At 36.0% G+C, this 19,366-nt stretch carries 17 protein-coding genes; 4 read left to right on the top strand and 13 right to left on the bottom strand.

Features of this window, described 5'->3' with window-relative positions; all coding sequences use genetic code 11:
- Positions 1-8: 8 nt before the first annotated feature.
- The 10 genes from atpA to J3U69_RS01815 all read right to left on the bottom strand — a co-directional run bounded on the left by atpA (position 9) and on the right by J3U69_RS01815 (position 7,984).
- Positions 9-1,520 (bottom strand): F0F1 ATP synthase subunit alpha, encoded by a 1,512-nt coding sequence (atpA, locus tag J3U69_RS01860; RefSeq protein ID WP_103752232.1) that lies wholly within the window; start codon positions 1,518-1,520, stop codon positions 9-11.
- A gap of 14 nt (positions 1,521-1,534) precedes the next feature.
- A complete protein-coding gene (gene atpH, locus J3U69_RS01855; protein WP_220221051.1) occupies positions 1,535-2,083 on the bottom strand; it encodes an ATP synthase F1 subunit delta in 549 nt (182 codons plus the stop codon).
- The gene (gene atpF, locus J3U69_RS01850; protein WP_220221050.1) at positions 2,083-2,595 is read right to left on the bottom strand and encodes a F0F1 ATP synthase subunit B; all 513 of its coding nucleotides are present in this window, start codon (positions 2,593-2,595) and stop codon (positions 2,083-2,085) included. The genes atpH and atpF overlap by 1 nt, the downstream gene beginning before the upstream one ends.
- Positions 2,596-2,640: 45 nt before the next feature.
- On the bottom strand, positions 2,641-2,865 hold the full coding sequence (gene atpE / locus J3U69_RS01845; RefSeq protein ID WP_220221049.1) for a F0F1 ATP synthase subunit C: 225 nt from the start codon (positions 2,863-2,865) through the stop codon (positions 2,641-2,643).
- A gap of 18 nt (positions 2,866-2,883) precedes the next feature.
- Complete coding sequence (gene atpB / locus J3U69_RS01840) at positions 2,884-3,597, bottom strand: F0F1 ATP synthase subunit A (RefSeq protein ID WP_220221048.1); 714 nt, start codon at positions 3,595-3,597, stop codon at positions 2,884-2,886.
- Positions 3,598-3,717: 120 nt separating this feature from the next.
- Positions 3,718-4,347, bottom strand: coding sequence for a uracil phosphoribosyltransferase (upp, locus tag J3U69_RS01835; protein WP_220221047.1), 630 nt, complete (start codon positions 4,345-4,347; stop codon positions 3,718-3,720).
- Positions 4,348-4,433: 86 nt separating this feature from the next.
- Positions 4,434-5,438, bottom strand: coding sequence for an L-threonylcarbamoyladenylate synthase (locus J3U69_RS01830; protein WP_267412857.1), 1,005 nt, complete (start codon positions 5,436-5,438; stop codon positions 4,434-4,436).
- Complete coding sequence (prmC, locus tag J3U69_RS01825; protein ID WP_267412856.1) at positions 5,438-6,286, bottom strand: peptide chain release factor N(5)-glutamine methyltransferase; 849 nt, start codon at positions 6,284-6,286, stop codon at positions 5,438-5,440. The genes J3U69_RS01830 and prmC overlap by 1 nt, the downstream gene beginning before the upstream one ends.
- Positions 6,279-7,367, bottom strand: a complete 1,089-nt coding sequence (gene prfA / locus J3U69_RS01820) for a peptide chain release factor 1 (protein ID WP_103752224.1) — start codon at positions 7,365-7,367, stop codon at positions 6,279-6,281. Before prfA ends, prmC begins: the two co-directional genes overlap by 8 nt.
- 17 nt (positions 7,368-7,384) lie before the next feature.
- A complete protein-coding gene (locus J3U69_RS01815; protein ID WP_103752223.1) occupies positions 7,385-7,984 on the bottom strand; it encodes a thymidine kinase in 600 nt (199 codons plus the stop codon).
- Positions 7,985-8,129: 145 nt separating this feature from the next.
- On the opposite strand from J3U69_RS01815, the gene J3U69_RS01810 reads away from it, so the two are divergent.
- Together J3U69_RS01810 and J3U69_RS01805 are read left to right on the top strand one after the other, a co-directional pair.
- On the top strand, positions 8,130-9,482 hold the full coding sequence (locus J3U69_RS01810) for a Mur ligase family protein (RefSeq protein ID WP_220232986.1): 1,353 nt from the start codon (positions 8,130-8,132) through the stop codon (positions 9,480-9,482).
- 555 nt (positions 9,483-10,037) lie between these two features.
- Complete coding sequence (locus tag J3U69_RS01805; protein WP_267412855.1) at positions 10,038-11,918, top strand: beta-glucoside-specific PTS transporter subunit IIABC; 1,881 nt, start codon at positions 10,038-10,040, stop codon at positions 11,916-11,918.
- 373 nt (positions 11,919-12,291) lie between these two features.
- Here the strand turns inward: J3U69_RS01805 and J3U69_RS01800 are convergent, their stop codons facing one another.
- On the bottom strand, positions 12,292-12,984 hold the full coding sequence (locus J3U69_RS01800) for a MucBP domain-containing protein (RefSeq protein WP_267412854.1): 693 nt from the start codon (positions 12,982-12,984) through the stop codon (positions 12,292-12,294).
- A gap of 889 nt (positions 12,985-13,873) precedes the next feature.
- A complete protein-coding gene (locus J3U69_RS01795) occupies positions 13,874-15,880 on the bottom strand; it encodes a BspA family leucine-rich repeat surface protein (RefSeq protein WP_267412853.1) in 2,007 nt (668 codons plus the stop codon).
- A 218-nt stretch (positions 15,881-16,098) separates the two neighbouring features.
- Here J3U69_RS01795 and J3U69_RS01790 point away from each other — a divergent pair, with 218 nt between their 5' ends.
- Both J3U69_RS01790 and J3U69_RS01785 read left to right on the top strand, forming a co-directional pair.
- A complete protein-coding gene (locus J3U69_RS01790; protein WP_267412852.1) occupies positions 16,099-17,088 on the top strand; it encodes a Fic family protein in 990 nt (329 codons plus the stop codon).
- The gene (locus tag J3U69_RS01785; RefSeq protein WP_267412851.1) at positions 17,085-17,276 is read left to right on the top strand and encodes a winged-helix domain-containing protein; all 192 of its coding nucleotides are present in this window, start codon (positions 17,085-17,087) and stop codon (positions 17,274-17,276) included. Before J3U69_RS01790 ends, J3U69_RS01785 begins: the two co-directional genes overlap by 4 nt.
- Before the next feature lie 1,035 nt (positions 17,277-18,311).
- Here the strand turns inward: J3U69_RS01785 and J3U69_RS01780 are convergent.
- Complete coding sequence (locus J3U69_RS01780) at positions 18,312-19,130, bottom strand: hypothetical protein (RefSeq protein WP_267412850.1); 819 nt, start codon at positions 19,128-19,130, stop codon at positions 18,312-18,314.
- Between the last annotated feature and the right edge of the window lie 236 nt (positions 19,131-19,366).

Here is a 19,366-nt window from a genome sequence, read left to right as displayed (position 1 = left end):
GCTACCTCCTATTTATTACTTGGTGAAAAACTATCAGCAAATTGTGAAATTGCAGATTTCAGCTCAGTTTCATCTGGCAGTTCTCCAGTCTCACGAATATGATCTAAGAGATCTGCATGATTACTGTCAAAATTATCGTAAAGTTCTTTTTCAAACCGTGCGATATCTTCAACAGGAACAGAATCAATATAGCCGTGAGTTAATGAATACAATAAAATAACTTGCTTTTCGACTGGAATTGGGTCGTGCAGAGGTTGCTTCAATACTTCAACAACTCTGCGTCCACGGTTTAACTTAGCCTGGGTTGCCTGATCCAAATCACTGCCAAATTGAGCGAAACTTTCCAATTCATGGTAGGCTGCCAAATCTGTACGCAATGTACCAGCAACCTTCTTCATAGCCTTTATCTGGGCACTACCACCAACACGAGAAACTGAGTTACCAGCATCAATAGCTGGCCGAGTTCCCGCAAAGAACAAATCACTTTGTAAGAAAATCTGACCATCTGTAATAGAAATTACGTTGGTTGGAATATAAGCCGAAATATCGCCAGCTTCAGTTTGGATAAATGGAATGGCAGTCATCGAACCGCCACCAAGATCATCACTCAACTTTGCACTACGCTCCAACAGACGTGAATGCAAATAGAAAACATCACCAGGATAAGCTTCACGACCAGGCGGACGACGAAGTAGCAAAGAAAGTTCACGGTAAGCAACAGCTTGCTTGGATAGATCATCAAAGATCACCAGAACATCCTTGCCATTGTACATAAATTCTTCACCCATAGCTGTACCAGCATATGGTGCAATATATAGCATTGGTGCTGGTTCACTTGGTCCTGCTTCAACAACAATGGTATAGTCCATTGCGCCAAAACGTTTTAATGTTTCTACTTGTGTTCTAACAGTTGACTCTTTTTGACCAATGAAGACATAAATACAAATTACGTCTTGTCCCTTTTGGTTCAAAATTGTATCAACTGCCAGACTAGTTTTACCGGTTTTACGGTCACCAATGATTAACTCACGCTGACCACGACCGATAGGAACTAAAGCATCAATCGCTTTAATACCAGTTTGCAGTGGTTGATTAACTGATTGTCGCTGCATAACACCCGGTGCTGAAGCCTCGATTGGACGAGTCTTTGAGGTCTTAATGTCGCCTAAGCCATCAACTGGCTGACCCAATGGGTTTACGACCCGACCAATTAACTCATCACCAACCGGCACTCTCATAATTTCACCGGTTCTTTTGACTTGGTCACCTTCACGAATATCATCAAAGTTACCCAAAATAATGATACCAACATCATTAGATTCAAGGTTTTGGGCAATACCATAAGAACCATTGTCAAATTCCAATAGTTCGTTAGCAAGAACATTATTCAATCCGTGAGCCCGGGCGATACCATCACCTATGTAAGTTACAACCCCAACTTCGTTGATGTCGAGTTTGTCATCATAGTGTTCAAGCTGTTGCTTGATTAAAGAGCTAATCTCTTCTGCTTTAATGCTCAATGGTTTCACCTCTTTTAATTTTTACTAATTAACTGCGCACGAATTTTTTTCAGTTTGTTTTTAACTGAACCATCAATAACGCAATCGCCAACTTTAAGAATTACGCCTCCGATTATACTCTTATCAACCTCATTTTTTAGATTAACACTAGTTAAATCGTACTTTTTTGCGTAACTTTGGCCTAAAGCTTTTAATTGTGCATCATCAAGCTCAACAGCAGTAACTGCCGTACCAACCATAATTTTCTTGTTGTCATTATATAGCTCATTAAAGCAATCAATAATGTCAACTAATTGTAAAAAATGGTTATAATCTAACAGCAAATTCAAAAAAGTCTGAACTTCTTTAGTAAAGCCCTCTTCAATTATTGATAATGACTTTTTCTTTTCAGTGCTATTAAAAATTGGATCACTAAAAACACTTAAAATCTTTGGATTTGCAGAAACTGCTTGACGCAATTCCTGTAAGTCTGCATGAACTTCCTCTAAAGCGTTCATATCCTGCGCATAATCAAATAGTGCAGTACCATAACGTGCAGCAATTTCTTCTCTAGTCAAGGCCATTATTCATTCAGCCCCTTAATAAATTGATCGACTAAATCTTTTTGGTCATCTGCAGACAAATTCTTTGCAATTACTTTTTCAGCAATTGTCACTGAAATATCTGCGACCTGTGCGCGGGCTTCATTTAAAGCGTCAGCTTTAGCTTGAACAGCATCGGCTTTAGCTTTCTCATGAATAGAAGCAGCATCATCATTAGCTTCAGCAACAATTTGACTGCTAGTTTTCTGAGCATTTGCCTTTGCATCAGAGAGAATTTGCGTTGCCTCTTGTCTTGAATTCTTCAAGGCAGCTTCACGTTCATTAGCCAAAACCTCAGCTTTTTTACGGTTGTCAGCAGCCGAATCCAAATCATTAATCACCTTTTGCCGTCTTTTTTCCATCATGTCGGAGACTGGTCCCCAAGCATAATGTTTTACTAAAACAAGCAAAATCGCAAAAACAATTAAATACCAAATGGTATTACCGAGATAAATATGACCTGCAGAGGCTGCAAATAAAGTTTGAAATGTCATTTACTGCCCTTCTCTCTTTTTAACCTAAATACTTAATAGTAAAAATTAAAGGAAGAGAATCAGGAAAGCAACAACAATCGCCAAAATAGGAACGGCTTCGATCAAACCAACACCGATAAACATTGTTGATCTCAAGTTGCCGGCACTTTCAGGTTGACGAGCCATGCTTTCGACCGTCTTTGTGATAACTTTACCATTACCCCAAGAAGCAGCTAAAGCAGCAATACCAGCTACAATCGCCGCAGAAATATATTTAAATGCTTGTGACATATTTAAACCTCCGAAAAATTATTCTTTTGTAACCTTTTTACCAATATATACCATTGATAAAGTTACGAAAACATATGCCTGGATAGAGCCAATGAAGACAGAGAAACCTTGCCATATCATAGCAAGTGGTGCTGCTAAGACTAATGTAGTAATACCAAAGCTAGGAGCTAAACTATTACCAATTAATGTTAATAAAACTTCACCTGCATAAATATTACCATATAGACGCAAAGATAGAGTTAAAAAGTTAGTTACTTCCTCAATCATATTAATCGGGAATAGGAAACTAACAGGTTCGGCGTAATTACGCCAATAACCAGAAGTACCGAATTTTTGCATTCCAAATGTAAATGATAGAAGCAAGGTCATCATTGCAAACGACATTGTCGTTACTGGATCAGCCGTTGGGGACTTAACGAAAACGCTATCGCCAGCCTTGACTTCCAAGAAAAGACCTAATTGGTTCATGCAAAAGATAAATAGAAATAAAACAAAAGCATACAAAGAAAGGTGCTTACGTGCATCAGAATCACTGACATTGTCTTTAACAATTCCATCAGTAAAATCAAGTAGGTACTCAATCACATTTTGCTTCTTGTTAGGCTTCATTTCAACTTTTTGCGAAAGCCAGATGCAGACAAATAGAACTACAGCTGCCATTAAAGTTGAACCAATCATCCCTGAAAGATCAAAGTTTAAACCCAAAAACTTAAAAACAAATGGTCTCTCCATTACTTCGTGACCTCCCTTCTCGTGCTCAAAATTATAGAACACTCATACAATATTAACACCAATCAAGAATTTTGTGAAAATTTGTAAGCGAATTCCACCGATTTATTTGCTTAAAGACGCTTATTTTGTACCAAATAAACGATCACCAGCATCACCTAAACCTGGTGTGATGTAACCGTTTGGCAGTAGTTTTTCGTCTTCAGCAGCCGCATAGATGTCAACGTCAGGATTTTCTTCTTGAATTGCTTTAACACCTTCAGGAGCAGCAACTAAAACCGCTAGCTTAATTGTTTTAACGCCACGCTTTTTCAAAGCACCAATGGCCATGTTAGCAGAACCACCAGTTGCCAGCATTGGGTCAACAACTAGGCATTCACGTTCAGCAATATCCTTTGGCATTTTGCAAAAGTACTCATGTGGCTTTAATGTTTCTTCGTCACGGTACATTCCAATTACGCCAACTTTGGCTGACGGAATCATTTCCATCACACCATTGAGCATCCCGATTCCTGCACGTAAGATTGGGACAATAGTCATCTTTTTGCCAGCAATCTCTTTTTGCGTGGTTTTGCCAATAGGTGTTTCAATTTCAACATCTTTTAACGGTAAATCGCGAGTAATTTCATAAGTCATTAGTCCCCCAATTTCACCAACAATTTGTCGAAATTCGTTGGAACTTGTTTCCTTACGGCGAATAATTGTTAACTTATGTTGAATTAACGGATGATCTAAAACCGTAAATTTGCCCATCTTTTTTCCTCCTACAAAATAAATAATACTTCTCGCTTATTTTAATCAAAAAAGCAAAGGGTTTAAAGTCCTTTGCTGTCGTTTTTTTATTTTGTCATATAGTGATGCCCCGCAGCGGCTTTGTCTAACCGATTCATGTAAGCAAGCGACGACTCACTTCCGCTAAATCCCTGGACAAAAATTTGTTTAATTTGTGGTTTATCATCAAAATAACGCAAGCCACCAAACAAATTATGATCAGCTTCTTGTAAGCAATTGCCTAAATTAAACTTGTTTTCTTTTGGTAATTTAATCTTTGCGAGTATATCTTCTACTGCCATGACCCCAATCGTATCATTGAAATCAATTTGCAAAAAATCCTCAGAGTGATCAACCACAATGACGGGAGCACTTGGTGCATAATGCCGATACTTCATTCCAGGAGCTTTGGGTACACCCTTTTCAGCTACCTTACCGGAATTAATCAGTACTTTTTCACCTAAAACTTGGCTCAATTCTTCAGGAGTTATTTCACCAGGACGTAAAACAACTGGTGTTTTAACAGATAAATCAATAATTGTTGACTCAAGACCGACCTTTGTTGGTCCGCCATCAATAATTCCAGCAATCTTGCCATTTAAATCATGGTAAACATGTTGGGCAGTCGTTGGACTCGGCTTAGTCGAAGTATTTGCCGACGGACCCACAATTGGCTCTCCCAGTTTAGCAATAAGTTCATGGGTCAATTTATCATCAGGACAACGAAACGCAACTGTTTCCAAACCGCCAGTCACAGCGGACGGTAAACTGCCCGGTTTGACAAAAAGCAAAATAGTCAATGGACCCGGCCAAAAATGTTTAATCAGTTTCTGGGCTCTTTCTGGAATTTCCCTAGCATATTTAGCCATCATTTTTTCATCAGAAACTGTGACAATTAATGGATTATCGCTGGGGCGACCTTTGGCAGCATAAACATTCTTCACGGCTGTTTCATTAGTTGCCAAAGCGCCTAAGCCATAAACCGTTTCGGTCGGAAAAGCTACCAGTTCCCCAGCAGCTAAAAGTTCAACTGCATCATTGATTTTTTCTTGATCAAAAATCTTTGTTTCCATCACTTATTCCACTTTCCACTTACCATACGGGGCTTATTAGCCAAATCATTTTTAAATTCAATCGTAAAGTCAGGCAATTCTTTAGCAAACAATTCTTCAAGCTGCTTTTTTTCACTAAAGCCAAACTCTAAGAAGAATCTTCCACCAGGATTTAAATGCTGCCGAACTTGCTTGACAAATTTTTGATAAAAAACAATTCCGTCTTTACCACCAAACAGCGCTTCTTTTGGCTCATTTTGCAGGACATTTTGATCCATGACATCTTTTTCTGTTTCCTTAATATAAGGAGGATTAGAAACAATCACATCAAATTTTTCTAATCCAATTAAAATATTAGCCTTTCTTACGGTTACATCGATGTCATGAAGTAAAAAGTTTTCCTCACTAATTCTAAGGGCAGCATCAGTAACATCTGAAGCATAAAAATTCAGGTTACTAATCCCCTTTTCTTCCGCTTGTTTAGCCAAAGCTACCGTAATACAGCCTGAACCAGTGCCCAAATCAAGAATTGTTTGCTCATTTGCTAAATGCGCCAAAGCCCAACTTACTAGTTCTTCAGTTTCAAGGCGCGGAATTAGCACACCCCGCTGAACCATTATTTTATAGCCGTAAAACCAAGAGTAACCCAAGATATATTGCGGTGATATACCTTTGGCCAGTTTAGTAATATCTTTTTTTGCTTGGGCTATCTGCTCAGTAGTTAATTGCAAATCCTGTTTTAATTGAAATTCACTGGGGCTCAATCCTAGCCGCTCGGCCAATAGAAAAGCAATATCTTCTGGGCGCTCATTAGGCGCTGTTTCAGAAGACCAGATTCGTAAATCACTTAAAGTGACAATCTTAGACATTTTGCTCAGCCAGCTCCTCTAACTGCTTAGTTTGATTATATAAAATCAGTGCATCAATAATTTCATCAAGTTCACCGTTCATAATTCGGTCTAATTTATTTAGGGTTAGACCAATGCGATGATCTGTCACCCGATTTTGCGGATAGTTATATGTCCTAATTCTTTCGGAACGATCACCTGTCCCAACAGCGCTTTTTCTTTTGGCATCATATTGATCCCTATTTTGACTTTCGTAATAGTCATAGACACGAGAAGTTAGAATTTGCATTGCTTTTTCCCGGTTTTGCTGCTGGCTACGCTGATCTTGCATCGCCACTACGATTCCAGTTGGCAAGTGCGTCATCCGAACAGCACTAGAAGTCTTGTTAATGTGCTGACCACCGGCACCACTTGAACGGTAAACGTCAACACGAATATCCTTTGGATCAAGTTCGAAATCAACTTGTTCATATTCTGGCATTACGGCCACAGTGGCAGTTGACGTATGAACACGACCTTGGGACTCAGTAACTGGAATTCTTTGTACCCGATGAGCACCATTTTCGTATTTAAGCTTAGAGTAAACCTTATCACCAGTAATCATAACTGCGACGCGCTTATAACCGCCCACTTCAGTCGCTTCACTATCAACAATTGAAACTTGCCAGTTTTGTCGCTCAGCATACTTTTCATACATTCTAAGTAAGTCACCGGCGAATAATGAAGCTTCATCTCCACCAGCAGCGCCCCGAATTTCCATAATGATATCTTTATCATCGTTAGGATCTTTGGGCAGCATCAAAATTTTAATCTGGTCTTCCAAATCCGAGATTTCTTTTTCTAAGTCGCTGTTTTCCTCTTTAGCCATTTCAACTAAATCAGAATCACTTTCATTGGAGATAATTTCCTTATTTTCTGCAATTTCTTTTTTATCTGCTTTATATTTACGATACTTTTCGACTACTTCGCGCAAGTCAGATTCTTCTTTAGATATCTCCATGTAGCGCTTAGTATCATTGATAACTTCTGGATCGGCCATCATTTCCTGCAACTCATCATAGTGAGCCACAAGCCCTTCAAGCTGTGCCATAATCTTATCCATGTTTTCTCAATCCCTCTCTATCTTTGCTTATCTGGGTGAAAATAATGAAAACGACAAACCGGGTAATAGCTTTCATCTCCACCAATTTGGACCTGCTCACCTTCATAAACAGGCTTGCCATTATGAATCCGTAGATTCATTGTAGCCTTACGGCCACAATAGTGGCAAATTGTTTTAATCTCATTAATTTTATCAGCTACAATCAATAAGTTCTTAGTGCCTTCAAACAAATTATTCTGAAAGTCATTTTTTAACCCAAAAGTCATCACCGGAATGCCTAATTCATCAACAATTTTGGCGCATTCAAAAACATGATGCCGCTCTAAGAACTGCGCTTCATCAATGAAAACACAGGCAATCGGGCCATCACCACGTTTTTCTTCTTGGACATTAATCTTTTTAATATAAGCAAAAACATCCATTTCACGTTCAATTGGAACTGCCTCGCGGTGCAGTCCGATTCGCGAAGCAATTACTCCAACCCCACTACGATTATCAATTCCGCTTGTCATCAGCACAATTTTGCGCCCCTGGGCTTCATAATTATGTGCATCCTTGAGAATTTCAAGTGTTTTGCCACTACTCATTGTCCCGTAGTGAAAAAATAATTGTGCCATTTTTGCTCCTTTGTCTAATTAAATTCACCTAACTCATCTAGTATAGATGAAAAATAAATTCTATGCATTTAAATCGTTGTCAAAAACTCGTTTTCATTTGCTCCCTATGCTATAGTTGATAATGATTTTAAAGCGAGGGATAAACATGAACGTAAAATCTGGAATTGCAAAATTTGCCGGAAAATCAAGCTACTGGTTTCTGCACAATGTTTTAAAAGGCGGGACCAGCTTTCCAGGTAAGCTGGCTATGAATCTTGATCCAGAAATTTTGAACACGTTAGCTAAGGATTACGAAACAGTAATTGTAACGGGAACAAACGGTAAAACCATGACCACAGCTCTCATTGTTGAAGCACTGCGGGAAAAATATGGTGATGTCCTTACCAACCCATCCGGTTCTAATATGCAGCAAGGAATTGTTACCGCCTTTTTAGCTCATAAAAATAAAAAAACACGTCGGAAAATCGCTGTTCTTGAGGTTGATGAAGCTAACGTTAAAATGGTTACACAACTGGTTCATCCAAGTGTATTTGTTTTGACCAATATTTTTCGTGACCAAATGGATCGTTACGGTGAAATTTATACTACTTACGAAAAAATTATTGCTGGAATCAAGCTTGCGCCCCAAGCAACTATTATTGCTAATGGTGATGCAAGTATCTTCTCATCCGTTGACTTACCAAATCCGAAGATTTTTTATGGCTTCAAACTTGCCAGTGACCAAGCAAAAAACGATGTAAAAGCGCCAGTCAACACTGATGGTGTTCTTTGCCCGAAATGTGATCATATTTTACATTACCACGAACGGATTTACGCTAATTTAGGTGATTTTTTCTGCCCCAACTGCGACTATCATCGTCCAGAACTAACTTATTCCGTTAACAAGATCGTTGCACAAAGCCCAAATCATTTAGAATTTCAAATGGGCTCTAAAAATTATAGCATCAATGTTGGTGGAACCTATAATATTTACAATGCGTTGACCGCCTATTCGGTTGCCAGACATTTTGGCTTGAGTGATGATGAAGTAGCTAATGCTTTTGCTAAAAACAAACGCGTCTTTGGCCGCCAAGAACTGATTGATTATGCCGGAAAAAAGATTAACTTAATTTTGGTGAAAAATCCGGTCGGACTTGATGAAGTATTACACATGCTAAACACTGAAAAAGACGATTACTCACTTGTTACTCTTCTTAACGCCAACCATGCTGACGGAATCGATACCTCTTGGATATGGGATGGTCAGTTTGAGGATCTTAATCATGAGCAAATTAAAAAGATTTTAGTTGGGGGCGAGCGTTGGCACGATATGGGCTTTCGTCTTAATGTTGCCGGTTTTGACCCAAGTATCATGACCACCTGCCCTGACAATGAGTCTGTTATCAATGAAATCGCTAAATTGCCAACAGAAAAAGTTTATATTTTATCAACTTATACCGCACTGCTTTCTTTGCGTAAAACAATGGCTGAACAAAAAATCATTAAAGCTGGCATGTAACTTGTACCTAATAAGAAATGCAAGCTTAATTAGCAATTTTAAAGCACCAAGACTGTTTCCTTGGTGCTTTTTTAATTCTGCTGCACTAAAAGACTAATTTTAGTAATATCAATTGAGAAAATTTTTTATTGCAGTAATCATTTTTAGCTTTTATAAATAAAATTTACAGTTTTATATCAATAATTTCCCTTAAACGAGGCCATTCCTGAAGTATTGTTTGGCTCTTGCCATTTTTTTGGTTCCGATATTTATCAAGAAACTTTTGGATAGCGCTTGCATAAATAGACCTAATCTGTTATTCTTATAATCGTTAATGATAGCGCATGTTACTGGTAATGCAGGCAAGACTACACTAATAGCTAACTTGTTGTTTTTTCAATTTAGTTATTTATGTTGCTCTACCTGCATTTTTTATGTAGTAATCCAAAAATTAATTAGAAAGGTGCCAAATGTTAGCAGTCGACTCCAAACTTTTAGAGCACGTCCTGACCATTTATCTCGACACTAGTAAACCAGTAATATTTAATTAGTTATATTTTTTAGAAGGAGAATTTCATGAGAAGTAATAAAGAAGTTACGGACATGATAATTAAAAATGTTGGCGGTGCCGCTAATATTATTAGTTTTTATCATTGCGCAACTCGTATCCGTTTTACCCTCAAAGATAAAAGTAAATTTAATGCTGAATTTTTAAAACAGCAACCGGAAATATTGGGTGCTGTTCAAGCCGGAGATGAATCCCAAGTAATTATTGGCGCCAAGGTCGGTGAATACTTTAACCAAATTGAAAAAGATTACGATATTGCAGCAAATAATACTGAAAGTCCCGTTCCTAGTGATGAGCATGTTGGTATTATTCGTAAATTCATCAATATTATCGTTGCAATTATGGCACCGATTATTACGCCATTAATTGCTGGCGGGATGTTCAAAGTCGTTATTTCACTTTTAACAACTTTCAATCTCATATCTGTTAAATCGCAAAATTACGCAATCCTGAGCTTTATGGCCGATGCGGTCTTTTACTTCTTACCGATGATGTTGGCTGTCAGCGCTGCTGAACACTTTAAGACTAATAAGTTTCTTGCAATTGCAACTGCCGGTGTCCTCCTTCATCCTAATTGGGCAGCAATGGTTTTAGCTGGTAAGCCAGTCGCACTATTTGGCGTTCCGATCACACTAGCATCATATAGCAGTACTGTCATTCCCATTATTCTTTGTGTCTGGATTCAATCCTACGTTGAAAAATTTGCCGAAAGAGTTTCGCCAAACGTCATTAAAACGATGCTGAAGCCATTACTTATCTTTATTATCATGGCTCCGTTGGCCCTACTATTGATTGGACCAATCGGTTCATGGCTTGGTGACCTGCTCGCCCTTTTAATTAATTCACTTAATAAAGTTGCACCATGGCTAGTTCCAACGATCATGGGCGCTTGTTCGCCATTATTAGTTATGGTCGGCATGCACGTTGCTTTAACTCCAATTGCATCACTCGGTTTTGCTAGCCCGGCTAGAAGCGAAAACATTCTTGGCCCCGGAATGTTAGCTTCAAATATAGCCCAATCTGGTTGTGCATTTGCCATTTCTTTAAAAGAAAAAAGACCACAAAATCGCCAGATTGCAGTTTCTGCAGGTGTAACTGCCCTATCTGGAATTACTGAACCTGCACTTTATGGTGTTACGCTGAAATATCAACGTGCCCTTTACGCTGTAATGGCGGCTGGTGGTATCGCTGGTTTTTATGCTGGTATTACGCAAGTTGTTCGTTATTCTTTTGGTTCGCCTGGTATCTTTACAATCGTTAACTTTATCGGAAAACCCGGCAACTTTATGAATGCAATTATTACCGCTATCATTGCATTTATCCTCGGTTTCGTTTTCACTTTTTTAATTGTTAAAACTGACCAACCAGAAAAGCAAATTGCAAAAACATTAGATGGCGATAAAGATGCCAATCATACTGCTACAACAGAAATTGTTTATGCACCGGTAGACGGCCAAGTTATTCCCTTAGATCAAGTTAATGATGAGGTTTTTGCGTCAAAATCGCTTGGATCAGGTATCGGAATTAATCCTGCAACTGATTTAATTACATCACCCATTACTGGCAAAATAACCATGACATACAAAACTGGCCACGCTGTCGGTCTTACTTCAGCTTCAGGCACTGAATATTTAATTCATATTGGTATCGATACAGTTAACATGAATGGTGACGGCTTTAAGGTTATGGTTACTAAAGGACAGGATGTTCAAAAAGGTGATCCACTAGTTCAGGTAGATTTTGCCAAAATCAAAGCAGCGGGTTATGATCCAACTGTTTTATTAATATCATTAAATACAGCTGACGATACGTTAACATTTACCACCAAACAAAAAGTAACTATTGATGATCCGGTATTTTCATTAGCTGACATGAGAAAAAGCAATTAACTTTTCTATTGATTTTCTTTTGGGGGATGCATTCGGCTAACACCAGAAAAATGGCTAAAAATATGGTTTTATCCCCGTTATCAAAAATGATGATAGAACCACTACTTTGACACTAGCGCTCAAAATCATTTAATTGATCCAAAAATATTATTGCTAATAACGTAATTAAGAAATTAAAATTAAAAACCAGTTAGTCTGCACAATCAAAGCAGATTAACTGGTTTTTGCTAACTCAAAAAAGAGCCGTTAGTTAAATTGATAAAAAAAGCTAGTTCTGCATTCATAACAGAACTAGCCCAATAGGAAAAATTTGGTCTTTACATAAATTTTATATTATTTAAACTATAAGTCAAGTATTATTAAGCACAAATAATTAATTTTGCTTTTTCTGAATACCAACCATTCCTAATAAAGAAATTAATAGTGCCGTAGCACCAGCCAAAATCATACCTAATGAAGCATTTTTAGCAGAACCAGTTTGTGGTAACTGAGCTTTACTATTAGGGTCTGCTGCATTAGTCTTTCCTTGCTGAGTCTTGCTTGAAGCAACTTGAGCTTGCTTATCTGTTTTACCAGTATTATTTTGTTTATCATCACCTGGCTTTTGTGCATTTTGCTTATCGCCAGCTGGTGCTTCGGGTTGGTTATTATCCGTACCAGTTTGTTCACCATTATTAACTACAGGATCCTGCTCATTATTTACCGCAACATTACCCTTAGTATAAATATAAGTTACTTCTTCTGTTGGTTGGTCTTGGAAGTAGCCTTCTGTTGGACCTTGCCAGTCCTTTAATGTGTAGCCATCAATAGCTTTCCGCATTGTACCGTAGCCAACACCTGTCCGACCATCAATTACTTGGTCTTCCGCAAGTTTATTACCATTTTCATCTTGGTAGTGAGCAATCACAGTTGACCTACCCAAGGTTGTAGCGGCAGTGGTAGTTGTATCAGCATCAGCCTTAACTACATTAGACGTGTTAGCATAGCCAAATGTTAATGCTGCAAATGAAATACCAGTGACTAATAACGCCTTAATCTTTTTATTTGCAATTTGTGTTCTTTTCATAATTTCATCTCCAAGTTTTTACTTCAAATTATTACATCTCTTCAACAAACCTTTTCTTCTTTGCTTACCATGAAATATCAAAAATCATTACTAACCAGAAAAAGAAAAATGAACTTTTTAAGGAAATGCTTAACCTTAATCTGTTGGTGATATTATAGCACTTTTTGCTTGTAATCTATATGAAATTCGGAAATTTCTGATTAAGATAATAGTAAAAATAACTATGAATTTATTATTGCTTATATAGAGAAAATAAACGCAAAATCAATATCAAAATTTCCTTAACACATTCATTTTGAAAAATAAGCATGCATTGATTAAACTGGACTTACTTTAAACATTAGCTAAAATTAGCTTTCTTGATAAACACGTTTTTTATTACTTAATAGTTATTAACGTGTTATAAGCTACAAATATCAGTTGGTTATGTAGTGATTATAGAAAGACTATTTCTAATTTTGCCATAAATAAGAGCATTGGTATTTCAAGACAAAAATAATTAAAAGTGCGGTAACTAAGGACCTCGCCACATGCTTGAATTTCTGCCTTACTTAAATTGTCATTCAGTTCAAGCCTAGTTAATCACAATCAGATCTTTAACTGGCAGCAAACTATTCTACCGAATTTAGAGCTGTTACCATATAATGCCGCAAACATAAATTTCTTTAATAAAGTATGTTCAACATGCGCAACATAGCCAAGTAAAACCAACTTAACGTATGTCCAGACAAAATCTAAATAACCTGAAAGGTATACTGTGACTATGTCATTTAATTGCCTGCAAGAAATCAAAAGCGTCAAAAGCTACAATCAAAAAAGAGCATCAAGCTAGTTAACAGCCTAATGCTCAATTAGAAAATTATAAAGTTTTATTAACAACGAACTAATTTTATTTATTCGCAAAATAGTATATTTCTACTTGTTCATTTTCACTATCCGCTGTTACTTCTTGACCAGTTACTGTTGTTTGACTTGGCGTATAGCCAGTAATTGCTGGTACCTTGAATTCGTCCCAGCTATCATTGTGCCAACTGCCATAGGTCTTTTCCCCTGTTATTTGGTCTAGGCTTACAGTTCGTCTGATAACCGCCACTTGATTATAAGTTTTAATGCTGCCATCAGGTTGGTGGACATTAATTGTTCTAGTAATAGTCTTCAGCTCCGTATTTTGAACTGACTTAGGATTAACCGAAACTTTGATAACTTGCTTTCCTGAACCGTCAACTTTAATACTTGGCTGTGGTGCAGCGGCTAGTTCATAGCCAGCTGGCGCATGATAATTAGGCGTCAATGTATCGCCAGTGTAGCCAGTTATCTCCTGCGTACCAACGACTTTGCCACTAGCATCGACATATTGCACCGTGATTGTTTGTTCAATTGGGTCATAGTATATATCGATTGCCTGATCACCAGTCTGACTAGTAACTGTTTGGGCAGGTATCTCTTTAACGCTTGGATTATAACCAGCAAAAGCGGGTACTTCATGTGCTGTCCATTGTGCTGTTGTCCAGCTGCCCCATGAAATTGAACCATTTGGCTTAATTATTACAGGTCTAGTAATCATTACCGTTTGCGCATCTGTCTTAGTTGAGCCATCTGGCTGATGAATAACAATTAAACGCGTTACTGCCTTAGTTTGCGTTGTATCAGCCGCTACTGTTTGCGTAACCCAGTCATAGGTTGTGACTTGATCACGCCCAGTTAATGACATTAACTCATCCGATGTATAACGCTTACCTTGTGCATAACCGCTAGTTGCCACCCAGTAAGGCGCAGTTACAATTCGATTAGAGCCGGAAACAACGGTATTAACTGCAGGCACAGCAGGCAATTTAACATCAGAAGTTAACTTAGCTTTTGCTCCAAGAACTAAGTGATTAAGTTTATTACATAAGTTAAACATATAATTTATGTCTGTAACATGAGATGTGTCAAAGTTGCTTAAATCTAATGCTTTTAAATTAACGCAACCGTCAAACATAGTAGGCATGCAAGCCACTTTAGAAGTGTCAAAGTGACTTACATCCAATGTTTCTAATTTACTACACCCAGAAAACATAGCAGCCATATCAACAACATGAGAAGTGTCAAAATGATTTACATCCAATGTTTTTAAATTATTACATTCATAAAACATCCAACCCATGTTAGTAACATGAGAAGTGTCAAAATGACTTAACCCCAATGTTTTTAAATTACTACATTTTTGAAACATAGCACCCATGGAAGTAACCTTGGAAGTATTAAAATTGCTTAAATCTAAATTCCGTAAATTACTACATCCATCAAACATGCTATCCATACTTGTAGCTTTTGACGTATCTAAATTTTCTAAGCCATCAATTGTGGTCAGCTTGCTCAAGTCCATAAATAGTCCTTGTGAATCTTGATTGGCAACTACACCTCGATCAATCTTAATTTTTGTTAATTGAACTTCAAAAGTACCATTTAATTGACTAATGTTAGTCTTCCCCAAAGTTCCTTCATGCAGGTAAAGAACATAATCATCACCTTCATGCTTATATTCCCATTTACTTGTCCCCCAAGTACCTTGATCAATTATTTCAGGATCTATTGCTGCCTTAGCAGTTACTGTTTGTTTATTTGCGGCTTCACTCTTGTCCGGAGCAACATCTTTACCAGCATTATCTTTTGGCTTGTTTTCGGTTGCTTTTTCAGCCGAATCATCTTCTGTATCAGTATTAGCTTGAGAATCCGTTTCTGCTGGTATAACACCTTGGTCTGTCTTCGGTGCCTGTACAATTGCAGTATTGCTTTGATTGTCAGCAGGATCTATCGTTGCTGCCTTTGCCTGCTGCTGCGTTAAAGCCAGCCCACATACTAATCCGACTACTGTAGTTGTAATAAAGGCTTTAGTATTCTTTTCTTTTTTCAAAATGATTTCCTTTCTATATATTTTATATGTATTCTTGTATACATATTTTATTTTAACACATTTTTTATAAATTGAAGAAAACTATCAAAAAATAACAATTTTAGTTAGAGGATAAATACGAGTTATTGAAGATTTATTCGTATATGCACCCTGGCGAACCCATAGATAAAGAATATGATAAAAGGTTTAATAGTAGAGGAACACGAAGGTTTTCATTAATGATTAATCCGATAGAAAAAAAAGAAGGTGAAACTGTAAAATGCTCTGACAGATTTGAACTTTTTTTAGTACCAATTGACAAATATGAATCATTATTAAATTCTATTAGAAACAATTCGTTTAAAATAAAAAAATTAATAGCTAAACTTCCAGGAATAGCCAGTGATAAATTTTTTGATCAAATTCTTTTTAATGAAATTAAGGGAACTAATGATATTGAGAATGTCGCTTCAACTACTGAGAAAATAAATAAGGCAATAGATAATAAAGACAATGATGATAAAAAAATAAGATTTAAGTCATTTGCAAAAATGTATTTTTCTATTAAAGAAGGAAAGGTAAATAGAATAAATAAATTGCAAGATGTCAGAGATTTATATGATTTTTTATTAGAGGGTGAAATTCCTAAGAAGAAATTACCTGATGGAAAATTGTTTAGAGCTGGATTTGTTAGAATAGGAACTTCAACTAAAACTGTTCATTTTCCTGAGACTAGTGAACAAGGGATAGATGAACAATTAAATAATTGGATAATGTTTATAAACGAAGATAAATATGATTCTATTTTGAAAGCTTGTGTAGCTCATTATTATTTTGAATACATACATCCATTTTATGATGGAAATGGTAGATTAGGAAGATATATTTTTTGTAGTTATATAGGGAAAAAACTTGATCCATATACAGCTCTTAGCTTTTCATATCAAGTAAATCTTAAAAAAATAAATTATTATAAAGGCTTTGAGGAGGTAGAAAACAAAAAAAATAAGGGTGAATTAACGTTTTTTGTAATTACATTGCTAAAGTACTTAGTTTCTGGTCAAAAATATGTATTACAAGAACTTGAAACTTCTAAAGCAGTTCTAGACTTTATTGGTGATAAGCTAGCGCAAAGTAAATTTTCTGATTTTGAATCATCAGTATTATTTGTTTATTCACAGGTTTTTTCTTCAACTCTACTGATAGAGATATTAAGGATGATGAGATGATTAATGTTATTGCCGAGGATGACGAATTAAGACTAGAAGTCAACAAGGGAAAGAAGTATTCTAAAAAGAGTATTCGAAATCAGTTAGATGAATTAGAAAATCAGGGATATATTGAGAGAGTAAAAAATAGACCAATTAAGAGAAAATTAACTACTAAATTTTTTAACGAAATAGATTTTGATATATAAAATAAAGGACGATTTAACAGTCGTCTTTTTATTTGGAGAAAAACATGAAATGTAGAAAGAAACAAGTTGGTGCAAAATTTTTTACAAAAAAGTTAGCAGGTGAATAGGCTAAACTAATCAAAATATACAACTTAGCACTCGTGAATGAGTGCTTCTTTATGCTTAGAAATCGAAAGGGAATAGATATGTTTAATAATATTTGGAGGGCATTAAGTAGTAACATTTGGCCATTTACAGTTGCAATATTAAATCTGTGGGCAATATTCAAATTGGGTGGTTTCATTGTATCGGTAGTGATTGAATCTTTTGTTAAGGCTTATAAAGATATGCATCGGGACCAAATCAAGTATTGCAGGTTATGGTAATTTTATCCCCCGCCCCCTTTTTACTTGGTGAGGAGCCGCAACAAGTGGTGTTCGCTTTCTAGACGGACACTTTTTTAATATTTTTTAAAAGGGAGGGCAGTGGATCTTTGTATTAAGAGATTGAAGTGCCTTTAATTTTATAGAGAGTGCGCATAAGGACCCCACTTCCTATTGATCTAAAGGAGTCTTTAAATTACCGACCCCTTATCATAAAAACATAACGCGTTAAAACGGTACATCAGCTTAACAGATAATCTCTGTATGAACATACTAACAACTGCCCCCATTGAACATCTATAAGTATCTAAAACTCACCTAGAAAGTCGTTATGGCTGTGCTCACATTTCGAAGTTAACTTGATTGGCCTTACATTTGAGCTTGAAGCACATTAAGATAAGTTCATAATTGATTTTTCCTATAATTCATACAACTACTTCTCTAACTTAAGACATCTTACCACGTCTTGTGCTACCCATTTAAAAACTTACTATTGAACAGTACCCAAATTTAAGCAGGTCGCAAAACAAATCTTTGCTAATAAGCGATGTAGGTATCTTATTTACTTCATTTTTAAAAAAATATCAAAATAATGAACAGAAAAAACAGTTGAATTATTGTATGATACTTAAATAACAATATATATCAAATCGTTTCAAGTACTAAAAATCATTTATAAATCAAACTTAGTAAGATTATATATATCTTCATGTTTATGTACCTTAATATAATTATGTAGACTTCTTCCAATAGGTACTCTTAAAAGATCGTTGTCTAAATACTCTTCAGATAATGGTTCATCAGAAATAATAAGCATTCTATATTCGTTTTGAACTTGATACTTTTCTAACTTAGTTAAATACATAAATTTTAGAGCATCACAAAGATCACTTTTCTGCTGATTTGTTAATTTATTTGTATCTATTCGTTTAACTTTTTTATTTGATGATCTAATTTTTTTAAGCTTTTCTTGTGTTTCACTCCCTCTTACTAAATAGTCTCCAACCGCAAGATAATTAACTTTTTTTGCAGAAAAATGTGGTCCCTTATAATTATTAGCAGAAAAATGTTGTCCATTATAATTGTTACTTTTGAAAAAGGACTCAGTTTGAACATTTAGTTCATCATCTACAGGCTTCAGATTTGCTTCTTTTATAGTGATAAATGGTCTTAGGATCTTTTTCCCATGCTCGTTTACATTGCCCCTTTCTAAACCTTCTATAGCTTCCTTTTTTAATTTATATGGTGAATATTCTTCGAAAAACGAGTCTTTTAGTATTGTAAAACAAGATATAAAACAACATTTTTCAATTATACCAACAGTTAAGATTTTACCTTCCAAATTATCATACTTAACATTATTACAATGATCTGATTTAAAATCTTTTTTCTTATAACTAAGTATATCTTTTAAACAAAAGTCACTTTCTAAAAACTGATTTGCAATTTCAATATTTGGAACAAATTGTAATAAACCTGTAAAAGCACTCATGTATCTACCTCACTTAAATCACTACTTTAAAAATTCACTATATATTATATACACTTTTTATATGTACAGATCTTAAAAAATATAAAACAACATTTTTGCCTATTTTTTATAAAATAAAACCCTCGTAAATGCTAAGAAGTGCTGAAATATAATTGTATCTACACTTGCTATGAATCTATCTCGTTATATTTATGGTTCAGCTTTTTCATTTAGGTAGTCGAAAAATGCGACCTCTT

This window comes from Lactobacillus sp. B4026 (assembly GCF_026535825.1).
Taxonomy (GTDB): domain Bacteria; phylum Bacillota; class Bacilli; order Lactobacillales; family Lactobacillaceae; genus Lactobacillus; species Lactobacillus panisapium.
Note: the sequence above shows the minus strand (reverse complement) of the source record. Positions and strands in the feature narration are given on the sequence as shown.